The following is a 26,938-nucleotide window of genomic DNA, read 5'->3' as shown; positions in this document are numbered from 1 at the left end:
TAGTATAATATAATGAAATTAAACGAATCTTAAGGAGAACAGAATATGGCTGATAAAAAAACTTTTTATATTACAACCCCAATTTACTATCCGTCCGGCCGCTTAACCATTGGTAATGCATACACAACAATTGCTGCCGATGTAATGGCGCGTTACAAGCGTAGCCAAGGCTATGACACTTTCTTTTTAACTGGTACTGACGAACACGGCTTAAAGATTGAACAAAAAGCAGAAAAGCAAGGAATTAAGCCACAAGAGTTTGTTGATAACATGGTTGTAACATACAAAAAGCTATGGAAGAGCCTAGATATTTCATACGATAAATTCATTAGAACTACTGATGAAGAGCACGTTAAGGGTGTCCAGAAAATTTTTGAACAACTATTAAAACAAGGCGATATCTATCTTGGTGAATACACTGGCTGGTACTCAGTTGAAGATGAAGAATATTTCACTGAATCTCAACTTGCAGAAGTTTATAAGGACGATGAAGGCAATGTGATTGGTGGTAAGGCGCCATCAGGTCATGAGGTTCAACTAGTTAAGGAGCCATCATACTTCTTTAAGATGAGTAAGTATGCTGATCGACTTTACCAATATTACCAAGACCATCCTGAATTTATTTTGCCTCATTCTCGTGAAAAAGAAATGGTTAATAACTTCATTAAACCTGGTCTTGAAGATTTATCAGTTACTCGTACTACTGTTTCCTGGGGAATTCCTGTCCCAAGTGATCCTAAGCACGTTGTTTACGTGTGGATTGATGCATTGTCTAACTATATTACTGCATTGGGTTATGGTTCAGATGACGACTCACTCTTTAAGAAATACTGGCCTGCAGATGTTCACCTAGTAGGTAAGGAAATTGTTCGTTTCCACACAATTTACTGGCCAATTATGTTGATGGCACTAGACTTGCCTTTACCTAAGCACGTTATTGGTCACGGCTGGGTATTAATGAAGGACGGTAAGATGTCCAAGTCTAAGGGTAATGCAGTTTATCCTGAATCTATCATAAATCGCTATGGCGTAGATGCTTTACGCTACTACTTAATGCGTGCATTACCATTTGGTTCTGATGGAGTCTTTACACCGGAAGACTTTGTTGAACGCGTTAACTATGATTTAGCAAATGATCTAGGTAACTTGCTTAACCGGACAGTTTCAATGATTAACCAATATCAAAATGGTGAAGTGGCGCCAGTTGCTAAAGACCAAGATGAATTCGGTCAAGAGCTTGCTAGCGTTGCCGCTGAGGCAATTGCTAGTTACCAAAAAGATATGGATAAACTTTACTTTACCCAAGCAATTGAAGATATTTGGAAACTAGTTAGCCGTGCAAATAAATACATTGATGAAACCACTCCTTGGGAACTAAATAAGGAAGGCAAAAAAGAGGACTTGTCGCGTGTAATGTCCAACTTAGCTGAAAGCTTAAGAATCATTGCCTTATTAATTGCACCAATTATGACTAGAACACCAGTTGAAATGTTTAGACAGCTGGGACTTGATTGGGATAATTCTGAACAAAAGCAACTTGGTTTTGGCGATTTTGCTTGGAATGTCAAAGTTATCAGTGATCCAAAGCCAATTTATCCACGTTTGAAACCAGAAGACGAAATTAAGTACATTAAGGATGAAATGGCTAAGGCAAAACCAAAAAAGGAAAGCCGCAGTGAGAAAGTAAAAGAAAAAGAAATTTCAATTAATGATTTTGACAAAGTCAAAATTAGAGTTGGAAAGATTCTTTCAGTTGAGCCTGTCCAAGGATCAAGTAAACTATTAAAATTCCAACTTGATTTTGGTAATGGCGATGAACGTCAAATCCTAAGTGGTATTCGGAAATATTATCCAAATGCTAGTGAATTACTGGATAAAAAAGTATTGGCAGTTACTAACCTGAAACCACGTAAAATGCTTGGTCAATTAAGTCAAGGAATGCTTTTATCAAGTGAAAAAGGTGGCACAGTTAAGTTAGCAATTGTTGGCGACGAACATGAAATTGGGGCCGAATTAGGTTAATGGAATTAATTGATAATCATACGCACTTGCAAGATGGGCCTTTCCAAGGTAAAGAAGAATTTTATCTTGATCGCGCACGCCAATTAGGTGTTAATAAAATGATCTGTGTTGGTCAAGATCCAGAGTTTAATCGGGGTGCAATTGAGCTTAATCAGCGTTTTGAGCAGGTTTATGCAATGGTTGGGTACTGTCCCGATGTTGCTAAAGATTACGACCAAAAGGCTGAAGATGAGTTAATTGAGCAGCTTCAAATACCCGGTGTTGTTGCAGTTGGAGAAATCGGCCTTGATTATTACTGGGATGAATCTCCACGTGAACAGCAGCGCGAGGTATTTGCACGCCAGATAGAGGTTGCGCATGAATTGAAAATGCCCGTAGACATTCACACAAGGGATGCCTTTGCCGATTGTTACGATATCTTGAAGAATAGTAATCTGGAATACGGTGCAGTTTTGCATAGTTTTAACGGTGATGCTTCCTGGCTTGAAAAGTTTTTAGACTTAAACGTCTGCTTTTCATATTCTGGTGTCGTGTCTTTCACCAAAGCAACCGAAGTTCATGAAGCCGCTAAGAAGACGCCAATGGATCGGCTACTAGTTGAAACGGACGCACCATTTTTAACACCTAAGCCATATCGCGGTAAGCAAAATGAACCTGGCAACGTTTATTACGTTGCACGGGCAATTGCTGAATTGAAAGACATTCCGTTAGAAGAAGTTGCCAAGGCAACTTATGAAAATACGATGAGGGTATATGGTCTTAACTAAAAAACAATTTAATGCCGTTGTAGTGGTAGAAGGTAAAGATGATACGATCCGCCTAAAACAGTTTTTTCCTGGCATCGAGACAATCGAAACCAATGGCTCTGATGTGCCACAGGTGGTCTTGACTGAATTAAAAGAATTGGCGAAAAAACGTGAAATAATTGTCTTAACTGATCCAGATCTTAATGGTGAGAGAATCCGCAGATTAGTTACTGAGGCGGTCCCTAATGCCAAACAGGCTTTTATCACACGCAAAGAGGGCGATCCTCATAAAAAAGGAAAAGGCAATTCACTGGGAGTTGAACACGCATCAAAGCAGGCACTTGTTAAGGCTTTGAGCGACTTACACGAACAGCAAGCACCTTCTAGTGATATTAGCAAGCAAGCTTATCAAAAACTGGGTTTATCAAGCGGGCCCAATTCGCGAAAATTACGTGAGCAAGTAGGAATTAGCTTGCGTATCGGTTATGGCAACGCAAAACAGTTTTACAACCGGTTATGCACATTTGGTATTACGCTTAAGCAACTTGAGCAGGCCGTTAAGGAGGCAAAAAATGAATAACGAAATTCCAATTGGTTCCGCGGTTCGGACTCAAGCAATTATTAATCGCTACTTTATTAAGGCGAAGAAGAACCTAGGACAAAACTTTTTGGTTGATTTAGATGCAATTAAGGGGATTGTTCAGGCAGCTGAAATTCAATCTGGTGATCAGGTGATTGAAATTGGACCGGGAATTGGTTCATTGACGGAGCAACTCTTGCTTGCAGGTGCAAAGGTCTTTGCCTACGAAGTTGATGAGAGTTTACCAGAAATTTTATATAATGAACTCCCTGCTAAAATAGATGGTGTCCCACTTGATGACCGTTTTAAACTAATGATGAAGGACATTTTAAAGGCAGACTTTCCGGCAGATTTTGAAGATTTTCTTGATGTAAATAAACCAATTAAGGTTGTAGCCAATTTACCATACTATATTACGACTCCAATTATTTTCTTTTTGAATCAAGCAAACTTAAATTTCACTAGTTTAACTTTAATGATGCAAGAAGAAGTTGCCGAGCGGCTAGACGCTCAGCCAAATAGCAAAGCTTATGGTCCTTTGACAATTGCGGTTCAAACGCAAATGACAGTCAAACTTGCGCTAAACGTAAAAAGCAGTTCATTTATTCCGCGCCCTAAGGTTGACTCAAGTGTAGTTGTTTTGACTCCTTTGACAGAACAGATGGATGTTGGTGATCCGAAACACTTTAATTGGGTAGTGAAAATGTGTTTCAGTCAAAGGCGTAAAACTTTAAATAATAATTTAAAGAATTTAGTACCAGATCCTGATCAACGAAAGCAGTTGATAGATTCTTTAGGAGTGGATCCACGTATTAGACCGGAACAGCTAACAATCAAGCAGTTCATCCAGATTGCAGCCGCGATTTCACCGCAAAAATCATGAAAAGCTTCTGGGCTACCACTTAAAAAGAATTGAAAAAATGATAATATTGTAGTAAAATAGAGCTCCAAAGGAGTTGTTAACAGTGCCAACATCTATTACTACTATTAAGCAGAAATTAGATTCACATTTGGGTGATTCTTTGACTGTGGTTGCAAGAGCAGGACGTAAGAAAGTTACCAAAAGACGCGGGGTCTTGAAGGAAACATTCCCAGCTGTTTTCGTTGTTGATTTGGATCAGGACCAAAATAACTTTGAACATGTTTCATATAGCTACACGGATTTGTTAACCAAAAATATCACATTAAAATTTGATGATGCAGCTGAATAAGCTAGATTAAAAATAAAAAGATCATACTTTTTGGCATTAACATTTTGTAAAATGTTAGTGTCTTTTTTTGTCGTTCAGTGTATAGTAGAAGCAGGCAAAAGACAAACATTAGAGAGGGGATTTTATGAAACGTTCAGAGAGATTAGTTGATATGACTAAATATTTAATGGAACGCCCACATGACTTGATACCATTACCATTTTTTGCTAAACGTTATGGAGCTGCTAAGTCATCTATTTCAGAAGATTTGGCAATTTTAAAACATACTTTAGCTAATAATCAGGATGGTATCTTAGAAACTGTTGCGGGTGCTTCAGGAGGTGTCCGTTACGTTCCTTTTTGGGGTAAAAAACATGCGCAAAATTATTTAACTGATTTAGCTGCAAGAATTGAGGACCCGGATCGGATATTAGCGGGCGGCTTTGTTTATCTTTCTGATATTTTAGGAAATCCGCAAGACCTTGAAAAAATTGGTAAGCTAATTGCCACACGTTATGCATATTCTAAAATTGACGTAGTAATGACAATTGAAACTAAGGGTATTTCACTAGCTCAAGCTGTTGCACGATATTTAAACGTACCATTTATTATTGCACGCAAACGCTCAAAGGTAACTGAAGGCGCAACGGTTTCTGTTAACTACATTTCTTCTTCGCTTGATCGTGTGTCCAAGATGGAATTACCTACAAGAGTTTTAAATGAGCACTCTAATGTTTTGTTAGTAGACGACTTTATGATGGCCGGTGGTACTTTGACCGGTATGCAGCAATTAGTTAGAGAATTTGATAGCAATATTGCTGGTATCTGTGTTTTATGTGAAGCTGATTTTGAAGATGAAAAGCTAATTGAAGGTCACCTTTCATTAGTTAAAATTAAGCGTGTAGACGGTAAAAAGAAAGTCATTATTGCTGAGCCAGGAACCATAGTCGCACATACCGATTATGATCGCTTTTAGTTTGAAATAATAAAAGTGGGCAAAATCCAAAATTAGAAGAGGCTAAAAAATAATGAAAAAATTTGTTATTGTCCTTGCAGCTGGCAAGGGTACAAGAATGAAATCTCAGCTATACAAAGTTTTGCATCAGGTTTGTGGTAAAACAATGGTTGAACACGTTGTTGAAGCAGCACAGGGAATCGAACCAGACAAAATTGTGACTGTTGTTGGCACAGGCGCAGAAGACGTTGAAAAGGTATTAGCTGGAAAATCAGAATTTGCACTGCAGAAAAAGCAGTTGGGAACGGGTGATGCCGTTTTAACTGCAGAAAAAGAGTTAGCAGGAAAAGATGGGGCCACGTTAGTTATTACTGGTGACACACCACTGTTTACTAGTGAGACCTTTAAAAAGTTGTTTGACTACCATCAAACTAAGGGCAATGCAGCTACTGTTTTAACTGCGCAAGCACCTAACCCATACGGCTACGGTAGAATTATCCGTGACGATCAAGATAACGTCTTAAGAATTGTTGAACAAAAAGACGGCAGTCCTGAAGAACTGAAGATCAAAGAAATTAACACAGGTGTTTTTTGCTTCGATAATAAACTGCTGTTTGAAGCCCTGAAACATGTTAATAATCAAAATGCACAAGGTGAATATTATTTGACTGATGTATTGGAGATCTTGCGCAATGAAGGTCAACGAATTGGCGCATACCGCATGCGTGATTTTAGTGAGAGTATTGGTGTTAACGATCGTGTTGCGCTCGCGCAAGCAAGCAAAATCATGCAAAAGCGGATTAATGAAAAGCACATGTGTAATGGTGTAACCTTTATTGATCCTGATACAGCTTATATTGATTCAGACGTGAAAATTGGTTCTGATACAGTTATTGAAGGCAATGTTGTCATTAAGGGCAAGACAGAAATTGGCAGTGATTGCTTGATTACTTCTGGCTCACGAATTGTTGATTCAACGATCGGCGACCATGTAACAGTCACTTCATCAACAATTGAGAACTCACAAATGTTTGAAAACACTGATATTGGACCAAATTCACATCTGCGGCCTAATTCAATCATCAAGAAGGGTGCACATATCGGTAACTTTGTTGAAGTTAAGAATGCCGAAATTGGCGAAAATTCTAAGGTTGGCCACTTGACTTACGTTGGGGATGCAACTTTAGGTAAAGACATTAATGTCGGTTGTGGCACGATCTTTGCTAATTATGATGGTATAAAAAAGGATCATATTAATGTCGGTGACCGTGCCTTCATTGGCTCAGGAGCCACTTTAATCGCACCGGTAAATATTTCAGATCACGCATTTGTTGCTGCTGATTCAACTATTACCAAGGACGTAAACAAATATGATATGGCAATTGCACGTGGGCGTCAGGTGAATAAGCCTGACTACTGGCACAAATTACCACTATCAAAAGATGAAAATTGGGAATAAACCTGTTTTTCAAAATTAAACTTAGAAACAACACAAATGTAATTAAATAGTATTAAGAAAAGGTAAGAAGTTACCATCTTAATTGGTTTAATTGCATTTTTGGTATACAATAAATATATTAAAATAGTTTTTTAATGAGGTGTAATAGATAAATGAAACTAAGTCATAAATTAATGATGGTATCAACAGCTGCACTTATTGGTGTTAGTCCAGTATTGAGTGCGAGTCAAACTGCAGTAGTGCAAGCAGCTCATAAATCTACAGCAAAAAAGACTTCTTCTACTAAGAAAAATACTTCAAAGAAGGGCACAATTAAATTAAGCCACAATTCTTATGTATATGATAAAGACGGTAAGCGTCTAAAGACTTATATGGGTAGTGAGAAGAACACAACCATTGGTAAAGGCTATACTTTAAAATATTCAGACAAAGTAACTATTGGTGGTATTGATTTTTATGATATTGGCGGCGGCGCTTTTGTCAAGGCAGCTAATGTTGGCTATGTTGATGGTAAAAAGGTCACTAAAGCTAACACAACCACCGCTACTGCAAGTGCTAAGATTAAGCACAATGCTTACATTTACGATGCTAAGGGTAAAACTGACAAGAAGAAGATCAAGAAGGGACAAACTGCTACCTTTGATCAAGCAATTTACATTGATAAAAAGCTTTACTACCGCATTAGTGGTCAAACTAACCAATTTATCAAGGCAGCCAACGTTGGTAAATTATCTGGTGCAAGTTTAAAACCAGTCAATGAGGATAATACGCCAAGCGATAATCAAAAAGACCCTACAGTAATTACTTTGAATCATAATGCATATATCTATGACGACCAAGGTAATTCAAGCAAGACTTTACTTAAGAAGGGTCAACAAATTCAAGTTGATAAGTTACAGTACATTGACGGCAAATTGTACTACCGCATTAGCGATAGTAAATATCCCGGTGAAAACCAATGGGTTAAGAAGAGCAACGTTGGTGTAATCACTGGTAAGCAATTAAAACCTGCAAATGAAAAGCCGGTAGAAGATCAAAATGCAACTTTTGCTACTATTGCGCGTGACACCAATGTCTATGATGACAAGGGTGTTGCACAACCAACAAAGACCTTTGCTAAGGGACATGTTGCTCGTGTAAACGAATTACGTTACATTTGGGTTCAATCTGAAAACAAAGCTGTTTTGTTCTACAAATTACAAAGTGATAAGAATGGCTTTATTAAAGATGATGATGTTAACACTGTAAGTGGACATAAACTTACTCCAGTTAACACACCAGAAACTGCTAAAAGTCAGACCGTTACTGCTACTGATACAGACAAGAAGCCACTACAAGATGCTTTAGGTCAAGCAGCAGCTGTTAAGGCTAGCGATGCATATAAGCTTTCAGCTAAGTCATTACGTGATGCCTACGATGCAGCTATTGCAACTGGTACACAAGTTAATACTGCAATTTCAACTGTTGCACAGGTAAATGATACTTTAAGCAAAATAACTTCTGCTAAAAATGCTCTTAACGGCAAAAAAGTTGTAGTTAACGACTTAAAGAACTTAAGTATTAGTGAAGCTGATCAAATTGTTCAACTTGCTGCTACAGCAAATGGTGTGGACAAATCAGCAATTCAATTTAGCAATAATAACACTGTTTTAACAATCACTAGTGCAAATGGTTTCCAACAAACTTTGAACATTACTGATTACGCAACTACAAACAAATAGTTAATGCATTTATATTAAATGCCACCAAATAATTGGTGGCATTTTTTGTTGTCAAAGATAGCTTACAAATATGTCAGTTAAGTGGTAAGAAGCTTTACTTAATAAAAATGTTTTACTATAATATATTGAAACGTTTCAAAAATATTGAGTGAGGTATGAAAATGAATAATCAAGCGCTACCTGATAATTTTATGTGGGGTAATTCAACTTCAAGCATGCAGACGGAAGGAGCGGTCCATGAAGGTGGAAAAGGCGACTCTGTTTATGCAAACTATCGATCAGAAGACGGCTCATCAGTATGGGATGAAGCAATTGATGAGTACCATCGATATCCAGCTGATTTAGATTTGATGGCTAATCAGGGAATTAATTGCTATCGCTTTCAAATATCATGGAGTAGAGTAAACCCAACGGGTGACGGTGATTTTAACCCAGAGGGAATTAAGTTTTACTCGGATCTAATTGATGAACTGTTAAAAAGAAAAATTCAACCAATGATTTGCCTCTATCATTTTGACATGCCGCTAAATCTAGCTAAGAAATATAATGGCTTCAGTAGTAGGTATGTAGTTGACGCTTTCGTTCGATACGGTAAAAAGATGATCGATCTGTTTGGTGACCGTGTTAAATACTGGATTACTTTTAATGAACAAAACCTTTATTTTATGCCTGGTGCAGCGAAAATTGCAGGCTCACTAAAAGAAGAAGAAACGCTGACGGATATTTATACCATTAGTCACCACTTGATGCTAGCTCACGCTAGAATTGCTGCTTACTTACATCAAACAACGGACTGTAAAATTGGGGGCATGCTCGCCTACAGTGAAGTTTATCCTGTTTCTGCACTTCCCAAAGATGTTTTGTATGCACGTCAATTAGATGAGTTCTTTAACAAAAATTTGTTAGATGCGTTTGTTTTTGGACATTACTCAAACGAAGTGATTAGTTTTGTTAAAAATAATAATCTTAATGTGGATGTTTTACCTGAAGACCTTAAAGAGATTAGTAAAATGAAAAGTGATTATATTGCTTTTAGTTACTATCAAAGTGCAACAATTAGTAGTAGTTTGATTCCAGACAAAACTGCGCCAAATTATTACCTTCAATATGGCGGTAAAGAAAATCCATTTTTGCAAGTAAACGAGTGGGGCTGGTCAATTGATCCTACTGGCTTTAGAGACATTTTAACCAAGACGTATAATCAGTATCAACTGCCAATGTTTCCGATTGAAAATGGAATAGGAATTAGAGAGAACTACCACGGAAAAGAAATTGATGATGACCTTCGGATTAGATATCACAAAGAACATATTCAAGCATTAAAAGACGCAATGTACATCGATGGTGTCGACATTATTGGCTACTTAGTTTGGGGACTTATTGATATACCAAGTTCTTCAGGCAACATGGATAAGAGATATGGCATGGTTTATGTTAATCGTACTAACAAAGAAGTCCTTGATCTCAAACGGATTCCTAAAAAAAGTTACTGGTGGTTTAAAAAAGTAATTCAAAGTAATGGTAGGTACTTGGACTAAATACTAGGAGAGAAAAATGAAATTAGCGGTTTTCGATATTGGTGGCACCAATCTTAAATGTGGATATTTCGGTGACGATTATAACATTACGTGTCAAAAAAAGTATGAAACACCTAAAACATTCAAAGGACTGGTAAAACAGATGCATCGCTATCTTGATACACTACTGGATATAGATGGGATTGCTATCAGTGCTCCAGGAGCAGTTGATGACACAAAGGGTGAAATTGATGGTATCAGTTCAGTACCCTATATTCATAATCGGCCAATTTTTCATGAGCTTGAAGCAGAATTTGGGCTGCCAGTAACTATTGAGAATGATGCTAATTGTGCTGGCATCTGCGAAGTTAATATTGGTGCAGGTAAAAACTTTACCAATGTAGCTTTTGTTGTAGTTGGTACTGGAGTCGGTGGTGCAGTTTTTATAAACAGAAAATTATACAAAGGTAGTCATCTGTTTGGAGGCGAGTTTGGTTTAATGTCGACTGCCGATGGCTCAATCTTGAGTATGCAAGCGACAATTGTTAAGGCAGCAGCCAAGTATGTTGCTCAAACAGAAGCCGATGATGTAGACGGAGAAAAACTGTTTTTATTAGCTGATCAAGGTGATAAGTTGGCAAATGAGCTGATTGACGAAGTGTATGATTGTTTAGCTATGGGACTTTATAACATTCAAGTTTCGTTCGATTTTGATGCAATTATTATCGGTGGTGGTGTTTCAGCGCGTAGCAGTTTTAGTGCTGAAGTAGCCAAGCGTCTAGAGGCACAACTTGTGGAAAAGAAAGTTGAAAAGATCATGCCTGTTGTTGAAACGTGTCAATACCATAATGACGCTAATTTATATGGTGCAGCCTATAATTTTATTGAAAAACAAAAAAGAGGTAAAAATGGTCACGATTAAAGATATTGCCAATAAGTCAGGTGTGTCTGTTGGGTCTATTTCACGCTATTTGAATGGTGTTCATTTAAAAAAAGCAAATGAGGAAAAGATTCAGCAAGCAATCAAAGAACTGCATTATATCCCAAATCAAACGGCAAAAGCGCTGAAGATGAATAAATCATTTTCAATTGGGATCTTAGTTGATAATATGGATAACTTTTATAGCTCTCAGCTGCTGGCAGCATTAGAACAACTATTTGATCAAGCTGGTTACTTTTTGCTTTTAACTAGTCACCGAAACGACAAGGAAACTTTTGAATACAAGCTGAAAAAACTGATTGAACGGTCAGTAGATGCATTAATTATTTTGAAAGCTGAAACTAAGTGGGATGCATTTCAAGAAGTAGGACAGGTTGGGATTCCTGTAATCTCAGTTGAAGCATCTTTGGCAGACAAATCAGTTCCAGAAATATTGAGTGCCGATCAACAAGCGTCTCAAGAAGTTGTGGAACGAATGTTGAAAAAGCGAAAGAAAACAGCATTCATCATTCCAACTGAAAGCGATTATGTACTTCAACAACGATTAGCAGGAATTAATGCGGCATGTAAAAAAATGTCAGTTGAAATTTCATCTGATCAAATAATTTATGTTGACTATGGAACTACTGAAGCGTATGAAGCTGTATCTGAACTAATAAAAAACGGCTTTGATTCAATTTTTGTTACCAATTATACGAATGCAATTCAGGTTGTAGAAGGAATTCGTGATGCTGGTATGGAAGTTGGAACACAGATTGCAGTTGCTGGATTTGGTTACTCTCACCTACTCCAAAACATGAAGTTACCGATTACATTGATTAAGCAGCCTGTGGATAAAATTGCGGAAAAAGTGGCAGACTCAACTTTAAAACTTCTCGACAATCAAGAAGTGGATAAGCAAGTATTTATTCAGGATAAGATTTTTTGGCAAAAGGAGCTAGAAAATGAGTGAAAACAAGAAACGACAGGATATTATTGAAAACAAAGCAGCTCAGCAAGAAGCATATCAGGATTTGCCAACTGAAATTATTGATAAGCTTGAGTGGTTCCAAGATCAAAAGCTTGGCATTATTTTTCACTGGGGCCTATATTCACAAGCAGGAATAGTTGAGTCGTGGCAATTATCTAAAGAAGATGACTGGGCTCGCAAGCATGGTGCTTGGAGATCAGATTTAACCACATTAAGGCATGACTACTGGAATTTGAATAGGGAATTCAATCCAGTTAAATTTAATCCGAATGATTGGGCAAAAGCAGCTAAAGATGCGGGTTTTAAGTATATGTTATTTACAACTAAGCACCACGATGGCTTTAATATGTACGACACAAGCTATAGTGACTACAAAATAACGGCAGCAGATTCTGTGTTTCATACTAATCCACAAGCCGATCTTTTAAAGTATGTGAATAATGCGTTTCGCAAAGAAGGGATTGCGACAGGTGCATATTATTCCAAGGCTGACTGGCATAGTCCTTTTTATTGGGAGCCTAACTCAGACCCGCAAGGTCGATATGCTAGTTACGACCCTGAAGAGAAACCAGAATTGTGGCATCAATTTCAGCAGTTCGTTGAAAATCAGCTATTAGAAATTTGTCAAAATTATGGTCCAATTGATATTTTATGGCTTGATGCTGGTTGGGTTAATAGTATGCATCATGAGCAACTACCAATGGATGAAATTGCACAAAAGATTTTGCAGATTAAGCCAGATACTTTAATTGTTGATCGAACAATTGGTGGGAAATATGAAAATTATGTTACCCCGGAGCAAAAAATTCCAACAGTACCACCGAAAAAAGTTTGGGAAAGCAATCTTACTTTGGCCAAAAACTGGGGCTATGTTCCTAACGACCAGTATAAGAGCTTTGACGAAATTTTAAGTAGTATCGTAAAGATTATTAGCTTAGGCGGGAATGTGATTTTAGGTGTTGGGCCTAAGCCAGATGGGACCTTACCAGAACCCGCACTAGCTCTAATGAAGCAACTGGGTGAATGGCTAAAAGTGTTTGGGGAAGCGGTCTATAGTACACGTGGTTGTCCCGATTATGCAAAAAATCAGCTATATCTAACTAAGAAAGATGGTAATCATTATCTGTTTTACGAGCAACAACAGGGTGGTGAACAAAAATCTCTTGCTAATTTAGCTTTTTCTTATAAATCTATTGAGAACTTAGAAACAAACGAAAACATCCAGCCTGCTGGTTCTAAGATTAGTTTGCCAGAAACTGCATTTCCTTTTGGGGTACTAAAATTTAAAGCGGATAAGTAATTAAACTAAGGTAATCTGTAAAAGCTTTCATTTTTATATTGAAACGTTTCCAAAAACATTGTATAATACTATTATTGAAACGTTTCAATAATTGAATCCTTTAAGTTAGAAATTTCAAAAATAGTTAAGGGAGTAAAAATGAATATTTCTGAAAAAATTAATAAGCTTGTTTTACCTTTAGCAAATAAAATTGGTAATCAGCGACATTTAGTGGCTATTCGAGATGCCTTTGTTGACATTACGCCAATAATTATGGTTAACTCGCTTTTCCTATTATTAAACTCGCTAGTTCTAAATCAACCTGCGGTTTTAAAGGCATTTCCTTATGCAGCTAAATTGACTGAAATGGGAACGATGGTAAACAACGGTACTATGGGCTTTATGACCATATTTGTAACGTTTATAATTGGCTACCGGTTGCTTAATTCTTATATTGCTGACGGTAGAATTGGTACGAACGATATTAGTCCAATTCATGCGGGAATCTTAAGTGTAGCTACTGCCTTAATTATGTTTCCGTTGAATAATCCTGCAATGATAACTGGTACGGTCAAAACAGTCACAGTTGCTGGGGTCTACGCACAATCTCTAACTTCATCTGGTGGGATGTTTGTGGGCCTGATTGCGGCAGTTCTAAGCACAGAACTATTGTTGTTTTTCTACAAAGCGAAAAAGTTAAGAATTAAAATGCCAGACGGGGTACCGCCTGCAGTTGCGCAGTCTTTTAATTCGCTGATACCTGAGTCACTTGTAGTTATCGTTTTTGCGGTTATTACTTTTGCTTATGTCCAAATTTTCCACCAAGGAATAACCGACTTAGTTCAAGCAGTAATTTCCCAACCTTTGCAAGCAGCAATGGAGTCATGGATTGGTTGCTTCGTTATTCAGTTTGTGACACAGTTCTTGTGGTTCTTTGGTTTGCACGGACAGAATATCGTTGCATCAGTAACTTCGCCACCAATGATAGCAGCAATTCAGCAAAATATGGCTGCCTTTGCTGCCCACAAAGCCGTTCCGAATATCGTTACAAATCCTTGGATTGGTATGTACACTTTGTTTGGCGGAACTGGTGCGATTTTGCCGTTCTTAATAGCAATCTTTATTGCTTCCAAACGTAAGGAATATCGTGATGTAGCCAAATTAGGCTTGCTTCCAAGTATCTTTAATGTTTCTGAACCAATTATGTTTGGGATTCCAATTGTAATGAATCCTTACTTTGTAATTCCATTTATCTTTGTTCCACTGATTAACCTTGCAATTGCATATCCGCTAACCTTATTAGGGGTAGTGGCAAAAAGCGTTGTTATTCCTGCTTGGACAATTCCTCCTATTTTAACTACATGGGTGACAACCGCAGGAGATATACCGGCAACGCTCCTCTCACTCCTACTGTTCATTTTGGATATTTTCCTATATTTACCATTTGTTTTGGCAAGTAATAAAGGTGCCAAGTTAGAAGAAAAATAAAGCTAGTAACAGTTATGAAAATAACTAAAGGACTAATTTTTAATTAGTCCTTTTTTGGTATTATTAAAAATTATGAAAGGCAAAAAATGATAATGTTTTTCGTATAATACTGTTATTTAATAATTCTGAATAAGCTGTTTTCCGAAATTAAAAGCTAGTATTTATGGTTTTATACATCTAAAACTATACATAAACCCTATTAAATACTATTATTTAATGCGTTTTTTTCACTTTTTCTAAAGCGATTTCATCTACTATGGTATAATACAAGTGTAGTTAAAAATAGTAGGAGGAAATTAAAATGAATGCTTTAATTAACTGGTTAAATAAGCATGTCGTTCCCGTTGCTGCAAAGATAGGTTCGGTTCGCTGGCTTGTAGCCTTGCGTGATGCTTTCATTTCTATCATGCCATTGATTATGGCAGGTTCTGTAGCTAATGTTATTAATGCGTTAGTAAGAGATCTACCAAATCAATTCGGCTGGACCGGCTTTGTAAATTCAATGCAATGGCTAATTGCCATTAATGCATTAGTCTGGACAGGTACAACCGCTGTTCTAGGTTTGCTATTTGCATTTACATTTGGTTACCAAATGTGTGTTCAATACAAAGTTGAACCAATTGCTGGTGGTTTAGTTACCTTAGGTACTTTTATCATGGGACTGCCACAGAGCTTCTCACTTGATTTAAAAGCTGCTTTAACAAAGGGAGATGTTAAAGCTATCACTGACGCTGGTGCAGCTGTAGCTGGTAAAAACGTTAGTGCATGGGGTTACTTCAACTTTAACAAGTACTTTGGTGCTTACGGTTTCTTCACAGTAATGATCATGGGCGGTATTGCTATTGCCGTATACATCATGTTGATGAAGAAACATATTACAATCAAGATGCCTGCTAGTGTTCCACCAGCAGTTTCTAACGCATTTACTGGAATTATTCCTGCTGTTGCAGGTTTGTATGTTGTCGGTATTATTAACTATCTATTCCAACTCAACAACACAACTGTTATTGACTTTATCTCAAAGACAATTCAAGAGCCTTTGATGAAAGTCAGTCAAGGTTACTGGTCAGTATTATTGATTACCTTCTTGGTTCAATTATTCTGGTTCTTCGGTATTCACGGTACCAACGTTCTTGCACCAGTTACCGAAAGTATTTGGACTACTGCGTTGATTGCTAACGTTAATGCCTACCACAACGGTAAAACATTACCTTACATGTGGACAAGAACAGATTTTGACCTTTATGTTTGGATTGGTGGTGCAGGTTCTACCTTACTATTGCTATTAGCAATCTTGATTTTCTCAAAACGTGAAGATCAACGTGCTGTTGCAAAAGTTTCATTAGTTCCTGGTATCTTCAACATTAACGAACCTGTAATGTTTGGTATGCCTGTTGTTTTGAATCCAATCTACTTCATTCCATTTGTTCTTGCACCATTAGTTATGGTTTCAATTTCATATGCTGCTTTGAAGTTTGGCTTGGTTAACCCAGTTAGAGCACAAATAACTTGGGCAATGCCACCATTCCTCAACGCATTTTTAGGAACAATGGATTGGCGTTCAATTGTGTTACAGGCTGTTAACATGGTTATAGGTTTCTTTATCTATGTACCATTCGTTATCGCTGCTAACAATATGAAACCTGAAGCAGAATAGTCCTAGTTTAAGGAGTAATAAAAATTATGAAGCAATTAGGTATATCACTTTATCCAGAGCAAAGTACTTTTGAACAAGATCAAAAGTATATGGATTTGGCTCATAAATATGGTTATAAGCGCATTTTTACATCGCTATTACAATTAAAAAGCGATGATGGCGAAGATTTATTAGCTAAGTTGAAAAAAGATGTTGCTTATGCAAATAAGCTAGGCTTTACGACCGTTGTTGATATTAATCCAGGCTTATTCAAGGAATTAAACATTGACTACAATAATTTAGTCTTTTTCCATGACTTAGGCGTTTGGGGCCTGCGCTTAGACGAAGGCTTCAGCGGGATGGAAGAAGCAGCAATGACTCATAATCCATACGGATTAAAGATTGAGCTAAATATGAGTCGTGGTACGAATTACCTTGATAGCATTATGTCTTATGATCCAGAGCCTGATAACTTAATTGGGTGTCATAATTTCTATCCACAGGAATATACTGGTTTGAGTGAAGACATTTTTATGGAATATTCACTTAAATATCGTGAGTATGGTTTACACACCGCTGCATTTATTTCTTCAAAGAATGCACAATTTGGTCCATGGCCTGTTCATGAAGGCTTACCAACAATGGAAAGTGATCGTCAAAGAAACATTGCTAGCCAAGTGACACACTTACGCTTAAGCAAAATGATTGATGACATTATCATTGGTAATGCGTTTGCTAGTGAGGAAGAACTTGCCGCAGCTGCTGAAGCCTTCAATAGTCCATTTCCAGTTTTAGGAATTGATTTTGAAGAAGGTGTTCTACCAATTGAACAAACAATTTGTTTAAAAGATAAACATCTATACCGTGGTGACGCTTCTGAATACTTATTACGTGACACAATGCCACGTGTGGTTTATTCCGATGAGGACATTCCTGCTCATAATAATGAAAAGTCTACCTTTGATTTTGGCGATGTTGTAGTTGTAAATGACAAGTATCCTCGCTATAAGGGCGAGTTACAAATTGTTTTAACTCCATTTAAAAATGATGGTAGGCGTAATCTGGTTGGCCACTTGAGAGAGGATGATCTTGATTTACTTGATCTAGTGGAACCATGGAGTACATTTGTACTTGAAGAAAATAACTAAAACTAGTTTTCTGCAAAAGAAAAGGCTATAGGTAAAACTATAGCCTTTTTTATTTTGATATCGCTTTCAAAAAAATAGTATAATAGAAATAACAGTTTTTAGTGAAGGAAAGAGAAAAATGCTTGGATTTTCAATTTATCTGGATCATGACCTAACAGCCGCTGATTATAACTACTTATTGGCAATGCGTAATGCTGGTTTAACGACAATTTTTACTTCTCTAAATATTCCTGAAGATGATGATAAACTAGTTTTAAAGCGCTTGGGGGAATTAACTAAGTGGTGTAGTAATCTGGATATAGATTTAATTGCGGATGTTTCTAAGGCTGGCTTAGAGAAATTAGGTGTAGCAATTACCGATATTGATCAGGTTAAAAAGTTGCATTTAACAGGATTAAGGATAGATTCAGGAGTTGATTACAGCACAATTGCAAAGCTATCAAAAGAGATGCCGATAGCACTAAATGCAAGCACGATTGAAAAAGAGGATGTTACTGCATTGCGAAGTTATTGTGCTGACTTTACCCATTTACAAGCTTGGCATAATTATTATCCACGACCAGAGACTGGTTTATCCACAAATTGGTTAGCTGCCAAAAATGCTTGGCTGCATGAAATGAACTTGCAGACGATGGCTTTTGTTGCGGGAGATGCAAAAAAGCGAGGACCAATTAATGAGGGCTTGCCGACAGTAGAACAGCAACGAAAAGAAAATCCATTGGCAGCGATGCTTGAATTGAAAGAGCTTGGCTGTGATCATGTTTTTATCGGTGACGCAGACTTATCTCAGGCATCGCTGCGAAGCTTTAAAAACTACATTAAAGAGAATGCAATTACGTTGCGAATAAACAAAGATGTACCAGAGCTATTTAGTTGCGAATGGCACAATCGAAGGGATTGTGCAGAAAAAGTTATTCGTTTAGCTGAAGGACGTGAACGGCAGCTCTTTGGAACAACTCCTAATAGCGAAGTTCTGGCACGTCCTAAAGGAACGATTACCTGTGATAATAGCTTATATATGCGCTATCAAGGTGAGTTACAAATCACAAAATGTGATTTGCCAGCTGATAAACGGGTTAACGTTTTAGCGCAGGTGATACAGGAAGATTTGCCATTATTAAATCAAATAGAAGCGGGTAAAAAGCTACTCTTTACATCGGATGAGTAATTTATCTTACAGCGAGTAATAAAGTTTAGGTTGAATATCAACAATATAGCGTTATAATAAAAACGGTTTCAAAGAAATATTTTTAGTTGAGAGGATAATTATGTCAGCCGATAATTTATTGTTAGTAGTTGATGTTCAGGAACAAGCGATGCACTTTTCGAGCAAGAAGACAAAGTTGCTTGAACGGATTAACCGTGTCATTAAAAAGTTTGAAGAAAATAATGATCCAGTTATTTACGTCAAGCAGGAAAACCTTGGTGACTTTTCTTCTAAGTTGAAGGTCGAGAGCTCGGCACCAGTTTTCACTAAGAACGAACCAAGTCCGTTTACGCAAACAAACTTTGCTCAGAAGGTACATGATCTTAATCCTAAAAATGTTGTTGTGGTAGGGTTAATGAATCATACCTGTGTTCAGGCAACAGTAAAGAGTGCATTGAGTCGCGACTACTCAGTTACATTAATTTCGGACGGATATGATTCTTCTATTAAACCAGTAACGAATCATTATAATCACTTATTAACTAAATTAGGTGCTCATCGGTTAACGACGGATGAATTTTTATTAGTTCAATAATTTATGTGAGCCACGGATATACTGAAAAAGTATCTCCGTGGTTTTTGTGTTCTAAAAGCAGTAATATTTTGGTAACTAGCAAGTTATTTTTTTAGCAGGGAGGCTTAAATGAGTATAGACAAGTATACAGATTTGGGACAAAAAATTTATGACCAGATCGGTGGAATCGAAAATGTTAAATCGTTGTATCATTGCATGACAAGGGTACGAATTTCAATAAGAGACAGAAATAAGGTTGACTTAGCCGGACTTAAGAAAATAGACGGTGTCATTGGAGTTGTTGACGGTGAAACTTTAGAAATTGTTTTAGGCCCAGGGGTGAATACTAAAGTCGCTCAAAGCATGGTTGATGCTGCCGGTGTAAAAGAGAATGATCCTTTCCCAGCTACCGCACCAAGTTCGTCAAGTACCGAGACATATCAACAAGATAAATCAGAGGTAATACAAAAAGCAAAAACGGTTCATGATGCGCAAAAAGCTGGTTTAAAGCAAACCTGGTGGAGAGCAATTTTACAACATATTTCTGCTATCTTCATTCCACTTATACCAGCCTTTGTTGGTGCCGGACTGATTTCTGGTGTGGCTGGGATGCTGAGGAACTTGATGACAGCTAAAATATTGCCACCAAGCTGGAATCTGGGCATAACTGTTTTAGGTGTAATTTCTTCTGGTTTATTTGCCTATCTAAACATTTATGTTGGTATTAATGCTGCCAAAGAATTTGGTGCTACACCAGGTTTAGGAGGCATTATTGGTGGAATTATTATGTTGCCAAATGTATTACCGCCAGTTACTATTCCGAACGTGTTTGACGGCAAACCACTTGCTGCAGGACAGGGTGGTATCATTGGAGTTTTAATATCTGTATGGCTACTTTCTTACGTAGAAAAGTTTTTCCACAAGCATATAGCCGATTCTGTGGATATTATTTTCACACCATTTTTAACGCTCTTAATAATGGGTTTAGCTACTATCTTTATTGTCATGCCTTTTGCGGGTTGGATCTCAAATTCACTAGTTAACAGTATTAATTGGGTACTTAAAGTTGGTGGTCCAATTGCCGGTTTTATTTTAGGTGCAGTATTTTTACCAATGGTTCTTTTTGGAATCCACCAAATTTTGACGCCGATTCATATTCAAATGATTCAAAAAATGGGCTATACTCCACTTCTACCGATTTTAGCTATGGCTGGTGCAGGCCAAGTGGGTGCGGCAATAGCTTTATGGATTAAATGCCGCAAAAATAAAGCGTTAACTAAGTTAATAAAAGGGGCATTGCCAGTTGGAATTTTAGGTGTTGGTGAGCCCTTGATTTATGGGGTTTCGCTCCCGCTTGGACGCCCATTCATTACTGCCTGTCTTGGCGGTGGTATTGGTGGTGCAGTCTTAGGTGCTTTTGGTAATGTAGGATCAACGGCAATTGGTACCTCAGGAGTTGCGCTGATACCATTAATTGCGAATAACAAGGCTCTATATTACTGCATTGGCTTATTAGCAGCTTACCTTGGTGGATTTGTTTTAACTTATTTATGGGGCGTTCCTCAAGATGCAATGTTAGCCAAAAATGAAGATGGCACTTTAGCAAACCAAGTTGAGGAAACAAATGAAGTGAAAAATAGTGTTTCAGTATCTTTAGCTAGTCCAGTTAGTGGTCAACTTGAAGCGTTAACTGCCGTACCTGATGATGTGTTTTCGCAAAAAATGTTGGGTGATGGTTTTGCTGTTATTCCAGATAGTGATGAGATTGTTGCACCAGTTGATGGGCGAATTTTAACAATAATGGATACCAAACATGCGATTACGATGGAGTCAGCAGAAGGACCACTCGAAATAGTTCTGCATTTTGGAATAGATACGGTTGAACTTAAAGGTGAGCCATTTGAAATTAATGTAAAAAGTGGTCAGCATGTAAAACAAGGAGACTTAATTGCCAAAATGGATGTTGCAGCAGTTAAAGCGGCCAATAAGCCTACAGATGTGATGACCATTGTTAATAATATGGACGATGTAGCTCAAATTAGTCCTATTTCTACTAAACAGGTGAAGGCTGACCAAATTGTTACAACTGTTACAACAAAGTAGAGGATCAAAATGGAAATTAAAGAGTTAAAAACTGAAGAGCGTAATCCTGCAACTAGTGAAATTGATAGAATGTCAACACTAGAAATGGTTAAGACGATTAATCAAGAAGATCAGAAAGTTGCTCAAGCAGTGAGACAGGAAAATGAGCAAATTGCCCATGCAATTGATGCAGCAGCTAAAAATTATTCTAATGGCGGTCGTTTAATCTATCTTGGTGCTGGAACTAGTGGACGGCTTGGCGTATTAGATGCTGCAGAGCTAGTGCCGACTTATGGCATTAAGCCCGAAAGAGCAGTTGGACTAATTGCTGGCGGAAAAAGTGCAATGTTTTCAGCTGTAGAAGGCGCCGAAGATTCGGCAGAACTGGGTGAAAAGGACATAAGTGATTTGGCTTTAACTCAAAATGATGTTGTACTTGGCTTAGCTGCAAGTGGCCGAACACCATATGTGATTGGCGGATTAGACTATGCCAAAAAGCAAGGTGCTTTAACAATTGCAATTGCCTGTGTAGCAGATTCTGTTATTGGTCAGCATGCAGATATTGCTATTGAAGCGGTGGTTGGTCCTGAAGTAGTCACTGGTTCAACTAGGATGAAGGCCGGCACAGCTCAAAAAATGATTTTAAATATGATTTCCACAGGCGTGATGATTAAGCAGGGAAAAGTATATTCAAATATGATGATTGATGTACAGCCGACTAATGAAAAGTTGGTTGATCGAGCATGTCGCATCATTAGTGCAACTGCCGATATTGACACTAAAAAGGCACTACAGCTCTTAGAAAAGGCCAACAAAAATGTGGCTCAAGCAATTGTGATGGCTAAAACTGGAAAGACTGAACATGAAGCTGCCGCAGTACTAAAGAAATATCATGGTAATATTCGTAGTGTCTTAGATCATGAATAAAAATTTCTTTTAAAATAAGTGGAAAACTTACGCATTATCTGTGCATTCTAGCATTCGGGGCTTGAATGTCGTCCGCTAAAGTTGAATAATAGTATAGGAAAAAGCTTTTTCGGACAACTTTTGGTAAAATAATAAGTTGTTAACATTTTAATACGGAGGAAATTATGTCTTATAAAGACAATATGATGTTGTTTGCCCTCAATTCGAATTTGCCGCTAGCACAAAAAATTGCGGACCGCGTTGGGATTCCACTTAGTGAATCTAGTGTACAACGCTTTAGCGATGGGGAAATTCAAATTAATATAGACGAATCTGTTCGTGGTAAGGACGTATATTTAATTCAATCAACGAGTGTACCAGTCAATGATAATTTGATGGAATTGTTGATTATGATTGATGCTGTTCGCCGCGCAAGTGCACAGACGATAAATATTGTAATTCCATATTATGGCTATGCTCGTCAGGATCGCAAGACTCGTCCACGTGAACCAATTACAGCCAAATTAGTTGCTGATATGTTGCAAGAAGCAGGTGCCACTAGACTATTATCACTAGATTTACATGCACCTCAAATTCAAGGCTTCTTCGATATACCTGTAGATAATTTAATGGGTGCACCATTACTTGCAGATTACTTCTTAAGAAATAATCTGGAAAAGGATGCAGTTGTAGTTTCACCAGATCATGGTGGTGTTACTCGTGCTAGAAAGCTTGCAGAATTCCTAGGCACTTCAATTGCGATTGTTGATAAGCGTCGACCACGTGCTAATGTTGCCGAGGTAATGAACATCATTGGTGACGTTAAAGGTAAGCGAGCAATCATTATTGATGATATGATCGACACTGCTGGAACTATCACATTAGCTGCACAAGCATTGATTGATGCAGGTGCAACTGAAGTTTATGCCAGTGCTACACATGCTGTTTTATCTGGTCCAGCCATTAAACGTTTAAATGATTCTCCGATTAAAAGCTTGGTATTAACAGATTCAATTAACCAGCCTGCAGAGAAGAAGTTGGATAAGACTTCACTTGTTTCAGTGGGACCGTTAATTGGGGATGCAATTAAGTGTATTCAAAAGAATGAACCACTTAGTCCTTTGTTTAATACCAGATATGAAAAAGATAAGCATTAAAATTTAAAATGACACGTAATAAAACCCTGAAACCAAACTGATTTCAGGGTTTTTCTATGTACTAAATTATCTTACTAATAAAATATGTGTCACTTAGTTGGAAAAAATGACCACTTAATTGAATCATATTGAATTTAAAATAAAATTAGACTTTAATAAGAAATATGAATTAAGGAGGCTTGAGACCATTGACACTAAAGCAATTATTAAAGACTAGCATACCAAGAACAATTTTAATTTTATTAGTTTTCTTGGCTTATGCATTAAGTGGTACTGCAACAACATATTTTTTCAAATACATAACTAATGATCTTAGTAATGGAAACTGGAGCGGGTTTGCTTTTTGGATAGTTTTAGAACTTATCATTTCAATTTTTACTATTCTTCTACTACCACTAGGAACATTTTTGTTTAACAAGCAGATTCAAGAATATTTGCACGAAATTCGCGCCAAAATAATGAAACACTATTATGCCGCCGAACCAACTAAGGTTGCAGATATGCAGAATCAATTGGGAAATAATCTCAAAGTTTTGTCCGACGATTATGCGACACCATGGATAAAAATCTGGATTAATTTATTAAGCATCATTATGGCAATAGGAACACTATTAACATTGCATTGGTCATTAATTTTGATTGTGACCGTAGTAACGATTATTGTTCTTTGCTTACCTCAAATCATGACCAAAAAATTGTCCAGTTCAACTGCTAAAGCAGCTCAGAAGAATGCGCAATTTTTAAATACAATTGAGAACTGGTTTTCTGGTCTAGGAGAATTACGACGTTATGGTGCTGGTGGCCGTTTAGCCAAAGCGCTTGGTCAAGATAACCAGAAACTTACAGATGCCAATGTAAATAGTAATAAAATGAAGTCTATTGCAATTGCAATTAATGGCGTGGGCAACTCAATCGGTCAAGTGGGAACAGGTCTCTGGGCTGGTCTACTATTTTTCAGACATATAATATCTCTGGGTGACTGGGCCATCGCTGGTGGTTTTGCTTCAACTATTTTTAATGGCTTATGGGAAATCATTAGTGCAATTACCCAAATTCGTTCAACAAAGGAATTGCGTGCTGATGTTACTAAACTCATTCAGCCGTTACCTGAAAGAAAGCCTAAGACTGCAGTATATGGTTTAAAATGTTGCAACCTAGAGGTTCAATATCAAAATGGCGAAAGTATCACTTATCCTGATTTCACTATTAATCAAGGCGATAAAGTTCTACTAACAGGTGATTCTGGCACTGGAAAGTCAACACTTTTCAAGGTCCTATTGGGTAAAATTGAGCCCCAAAACGGTGAGGTCTATTTTATTGATCAAGCTGGTAACAAATTGCTACCTAAGCAAGCTGAATTAGGTTATGTGGCTCAAGACGCTACGCTTTTCCCAGATACGGTTGCTAATAATATTACGATGTTTAACCAAAAACTAAGTTCTAGATTAAGTGGAGCCGTTCAAAATGTACAGCTAGCTTCAGACATAGCAAGCTTTCCACAACAAATTGACACTAATGTTGATTTAGATCAAGAAAACTTATCTGGAGGGCAAAGACAGAAAGTTGTTTTAGCAAGAGCTGAAATACATGACAAACCATTTCTTTTATTGGATGAGGCAACAAGTGCAGTTGATAGCAAGACAACTAATAAAATCATTAGTGAACTGCTGCAAACAGATAAAACAGTCTTGCTAATTGCACATAATTTTAGTCCTGATTTAATGGAAAAATTTGATTATCAAATCTGCTTAAAAGCAAAGAAAAAGGAGGTCAAGTAGAAATGACTATTAAAGGTTTTTTTAAGCAAAACCCATTACGCTTTGTAGTGATAATGGTAGTGCTAATTAGCTTTTATGCACTTATGATTGTTAACTCATTAATTGTAATGATTGAAACTACAGCAATTCAGCAAGGTAATTTTAGAACTTTCATGGTTATGGTTCTTGCTAGTTTTGTATGCATCCTGATCGATTATTTATTGCAAGGACTGCTAGGTTATCTTCAATCTAAACAAGAGGAACAATATAAATCTGTTATTCGTCAAAAAACAATTGACCATTTTTATAAAGATCAAAAGGAGCACCCTGTAGCCCAGGTCCAGAATGGATTAACTAATGACTTAGTTCAAAGCCAAGAAAATTACTTAGAACCCTTTTTCAATTTGCTCGGTGGTGTAGCAATTATCGTGTCTGTTGTTGCGTTATTAATTTCATTACACTGGAGTTTACTTTTAGTGGTCACTTTGATGGTGATTATTTCGTTAACTGTGCCTAAGTTGCTTGAAAAACCGTTACAGCAAGCAATAACTCACATTTCTGAAAGCAATCAAAAGTATTTGGATTGCTTAGACAAGTGGCTTAGTGGCTTAGAAGAAATACAACGCTATTTTGCCGGTGAAAAGTTATTTGCGATAACAGATAAGGCAGCCAAAGACTTAGAGGATGCAAATGTTAAACAAAATGGGGTCATGCAACTGCTGTCTATTGTTAATGGGTTAATTTCAGTTTGCTTTCAAACAATCTTATTTTTATTAGCTGGCTACTTATTTCAGCAAAAACTAGTTGCTTTTGGTGTCATTATCGGTGTTGGAAACTGTCAATATTATCTAAGAATGGGCGTTGAAGAAATCATTAATTCATACGGCCAGATGAAGGGTGCCCAAGCTTTAAATAAAAAAATTGCTGAGGAAACTAAAAGTGTTGAACAGCCTAAACTAGAACAAGTCTCAGCACCTGCGGAACTGAGTGTTCGTGACCTTAGCCTACAATTTCCAAATGGTGAGAGTCTAAAATTCCCTGATATTGATATTAAAGCAGGTGAAAAAATACTATTAACTGGGGATTCAGGTGCAGGTAAATCAACTTTATTTAAACTTATTCTAGAACAGCTTAAGCCGACTACGGGAAAAATTGTTTTCAAGAATAAAAATGGCGCGCCAATTAATCCTGATATGGAGAAAATTGGTTATATCCCTCAAGATCCTGTTCTCTTTCCAGCAAGTATCGCTGACAATATGACGATGTTTGCTGATAAACTAAAAAGTGCTTTACCTTCGCTTGTAGAAAAAGTTCAGCTTAATGGAGATATTGCTAAGTTTGACCAAGGACTGAATCAGCAAATCGATTTGAATAAGTTAAATATTTCTGGCGGACAAAGGCAAAAAATTGTTTTAGTACGTGCATTAGTTCATCACAGTGAATTGATTCTAATTGATGAGGGAACTAGTGCAATTGATCAACAAGCTACGATGGAAATTTTGCGTGAAGTAACTGCAACCTCTGCATCGGTAATCTTTATAGCTCATAACTTTAATGAACAAATGAAGCAGTTATTTGATCGTGAAATTCATATAGTTAAAAATACAACAAAATAAGTAAATAAAAAGCACTCAATCTCATAGTATCAAGAGATTGGGTGTTTT

General features: G+C 37.2%; 22 protein-coding genes. All 22 read left to right on the top strand.

Annotated features, from left to right (window positions below):
• Nucleotides 1-45: 45 nt before the first annotated feature.
• Nucleotides 46-2,022 (top strand): methionine--tRNA ligase, encoded by a 1,977-nt coding sequence (gene metG, locus H3T48_RS00805; RefSeq protein WP_198187779.1) that lies wholly within the window; start codon nucleotides 46-48, stop codon nucleotides 2,020-2,022.
• Nucleotides 2,022-2,789, top strand: coding sequence for a TatD family hydrolase (locus H3T48_RS00800; RefSeq protein WP_198187777.1), 768 nt, complete (start codon nucleotides 2,022-2,024; stop codon nucleotides 2,787-2,789). The genes metG and H3T48_RS00800 overlap by 1 nt, the downstream gene beginning before the upstream one ends.
• Entirely contained in the window at nucleotides 2,776-3,348 is a 573-nt protein-coding gene (gene rnmV / locus H3T48_RS00795; protein ID WP_198187775.1) for a ribonuclease M5, read from the top strand. The genes H3T48_RS00800 and rnmV overlap by 14 nt, the downstream gene beginning before the upstream one ends.
• Nucleotides 3,341-4,231, top strand: a complete 891-nt coding sequence (gene rsmA, locus H3T48_RS00790) for a 16S rRNA (adenine(1518)-N(6)/adenine(1519)-N(6))-dimethyltransferase RsmA (protein ID WP_198187773.1) — start codon at nucleotides 3,341-3,343, stop codon at nucleotides 4,229-4,231. Before rnmV ends, rsmA begins: the two co-directional genes overlap by 8 nt.
• Nucleotides 4,232-4,313: 82 nt before the next feature.
• Nucleotides 4,314-4,559, top strand: a complete 246-nt coding sequence (locus H3T48_RS00785; RefSeq protein ID WP_046307712.1) for a Veg family protein — start codon at nucleotides 4,314-4,316, stop codon at nucleotides 4,557-4,559.
• A 124-nt stretch (nucleotides 4,560-4,683) separates the two neighbouring features.
• Complete coding sequence (gene purR / locus H3T48_RS00780; RefSeq protein WP_046307710.1) at nucleotides 4,684-5,514, top strand: pur operon repressor; 831 nt, start codon at nucleotides 4,684-4,686, stop codon at nucleotides 5,512-5,514.
• A gap of 52 nt (nucleotides 5,515-5,566) precedes the next feature.
• Nucleotides 5,567-6,952, top strand: coding sequence for a bifunctional UDP-N-acetylglucosamine diphosphorylase/glucosamine-1-phosphate N-acetyltransferase GlmU (gene glmU, locus H3T48_RS00775; RefSeq protein WP_187158370.1), 1,386 nt, complete (start codon nucleotides 5,567-5,569; stop codon nucleotides 6,950-6,952).
• 152 nt (nucleotides 6,953-7,104) lie between these two features.
• Nucleotides 7,105-8,673 (top strand): SLAP domain-containing protein, encoded by a 1,569-nt coding sequence (locus H3T48_RS00770; RefSeq protein WP_198187765.1) that lies wholly within the window; start codon nucleotides 7,105-7,107, stop codon nucleotides 8,671-8,673.
• 161 nt (nucleotides 8,674-8,834) lie between these two features.
• Nucleotides 8,835-10,211 (top strand): glycoside hydrolase family 1 protein, encoded by a 1,377-nt coding sequence (locus H3T48_RS00765; RefSeq protein WP_198187764.1) that lies wholly within the window; start codon nucleotides 8,835-8,837, stop codon nucleotides 10,209-10,211.
• A gap of 16 nt (nucleotides 10,212-10,227) precedes the next feature.
• Nucleotides 10,228-11,112, top strand: a complete 885-nt coding sequence (locus H3T48_RS00760) for an ROK family protein (RefSeq protein ID WP_198187762.1) — start codon at nucleotides 10,228-10,230, stop codon at nucleotides 11,110-11,112.
• Nucleotides 11,099-12,082, top strand: a complete 984-nt coding sequence (locus H3T48_RS00755) for a LacI family DNA-binding transcriptional regulator (RefSeq protein ID WP_187158374.1) — start codon at nucleotides 11,099-11,101, stop codon at nucleotides 12,080-12,082. Before H3T48_RS00760 ends, H3T48_RS00755 begins: the two co-directional genes overlap by 14 nt.
• Nucleotides 12,075-13,400: an alpha-L-fucosidase gene (locus H3T48_RS00750; protein ID WP_198187759.1), complete on the top strand. Its 1,326-nt coding sequence runs from the start codon at nucleotides 12,075-12,077 to the stop codon at nucleotides 13,398-13,400. The genes H3T48_RS00755 and H3T48_RS00750 overlap by 8 nt, the downstream gene beginning before the upstream one ends.
• Nucleotides 13,401-13,538: 138 nt before the next feature.
• Nucleotides 13,539-14,867 (top strand): PTS sugar transporter subunit IIC, encoded by a 1,329-nt coding sequence (locus H3T48_RS00745; protein ID WP_198187757.1) that lies wholly within the window; start codon nucleotides 13,539-13,541, stop codon nucleotides 14,865-14,867.
• A 301-nt stretch (nucleotides 14,868-15,168) separates the two neighbouring features.
• On the top strand, nucleotides 15,169-16,524 hold the full coding sequence (locus H3T48_RS00740; protein WP_074425821.1) for a PTS sugar transporter subunit IIC: 1,356 nt from the start codon (nucleotides 15,169-15,171) through the stop codon (nucleotides 16,522-16,524).
• A 26-nt stretch (nucleotides 16,525-16,550) separates the two neighbouring features.
• On the top strand, nucleotides 16,551-17,651 hold the full coding sequence (locus H3T48_RS00735; protein WP_198187755.1) for a DUF871 domain-containing protein: 1,101 nt from the start codon (nucleotides 16,551-16,553) through the stop codon (nucleotides 17,649-17,651).
• 118 nt (nucleotides 17,652-17,769) lie between these two features.
• The gene (locus tag H3T48_RS00730; protein ID WP_198187753.1) at nucleotides 17,770-18,819 is read left to right on the top strand and encodes a MupG family TIM beta-alpha barrel fold protein; all 1,050 of its coding nucleotides are present in this window, start codon (nucleotides 17,770-17,772) and stop codon (nucleotides 18,817-18,819) included.
• A 100-nt stretch (nucleotides 18,820-18,919) separates the two neighbouring features.
• Nucleotides 18,920-19,393, top strand: coding sequence for an isochorismatase family cysteine hydrolase (locus tag H3T48_RS00725; RefSeq protein WP_074425818.1), 474 nt, complete (start codon nucleotides 18,920-18,922; stop codon nucleotides 19,391-19,393).
• A 108-nt stretch (nucleotides 19,394-19,501) separates the two neighbouring features.
• Nucleotides 19,502-21,475: a glucose PTS transporter subunit IIA gene (locus H3T48_RS00720; RefSeq protein ID WP_198187750.1), complete on the top strand. Its 1,974-nt coding sequence runs from the start codon at nucleotides 19,502-19,504 to the stop codon at nucleotides 21,473-21,475.
• A gap of 9 nt (nucleotides 21,476-21,484) precedes the next feature.
• The gene (gene murQ / locus H3T48_RS00715) at nucleotides 21,485-22,381 is read left to right on the top strand and encodes an N-acetylmuramic acid 6-phosphate etherase (RefSeq protein WP_198187748.1); all 897 of its coding nucleotides are present in this window, start codon (nucleotides 21,485-21,487) and stop codon (nucleotides 22,379-22,381) included.
• 164 nt (nucleotides 22,382-22,545) lie between these two features.
• Nucleotides 22,546-23,517 (top strand): ribose-phosphate diphosphokinase, encoded by a 972-nt coding sequence (locus H3T48_RS00710; RefSeq protein WP_046307695.1) that lies wholly within the window; start codon nucleotides 22,546-22,548, stop codon nucleotides 23,515-23,517.
• Between the two features lie 188 nt (nucleotides 23,518-23,705).
• Nucleotides 23,706-25,295, top strand: a complete 1,590-nt coding sequence (locus H3T48_RS00705; protein WP_198187746.1) for an ABC transporter ATP-binding protein — start codon at nucleotides 23,706-23,708, stop codon at nucleotides 25,293-25,295.
• A 2-nt stretch (nucleotides 25,296-25,297) separates the two neighbouring features.
• Nucleotides 25,298-26,890 (top strand): ABC transporter ATP-binding protein, encoded by a 1,593-nt coding sequence (locus H3T48_RS00700; RefSeq protein WP_198187744.1) that lies wholly within the window; start codon nucleotides 25,298-25,300, stop codon nucleotides 26,888-26,890.
• Nucleotides 26,891-26,938 lie beyond the last annotated feature (48 nt).

It is taken from the genome of Lactobacillus sp. M0403 (assembly GCF_016101265.1).
In the GTDB taxonomy this organism is placed as follows: Bacteria; Bacillota; Bacilli; order Lactobacillales; family Lactobacillaceae; genus Lactobacillus; species Lactobacillus apis.
Note: the sequence above shows the minus strand (reverse complement) of the source record. Positions and strands in the feature narration are given on the sequence as shown.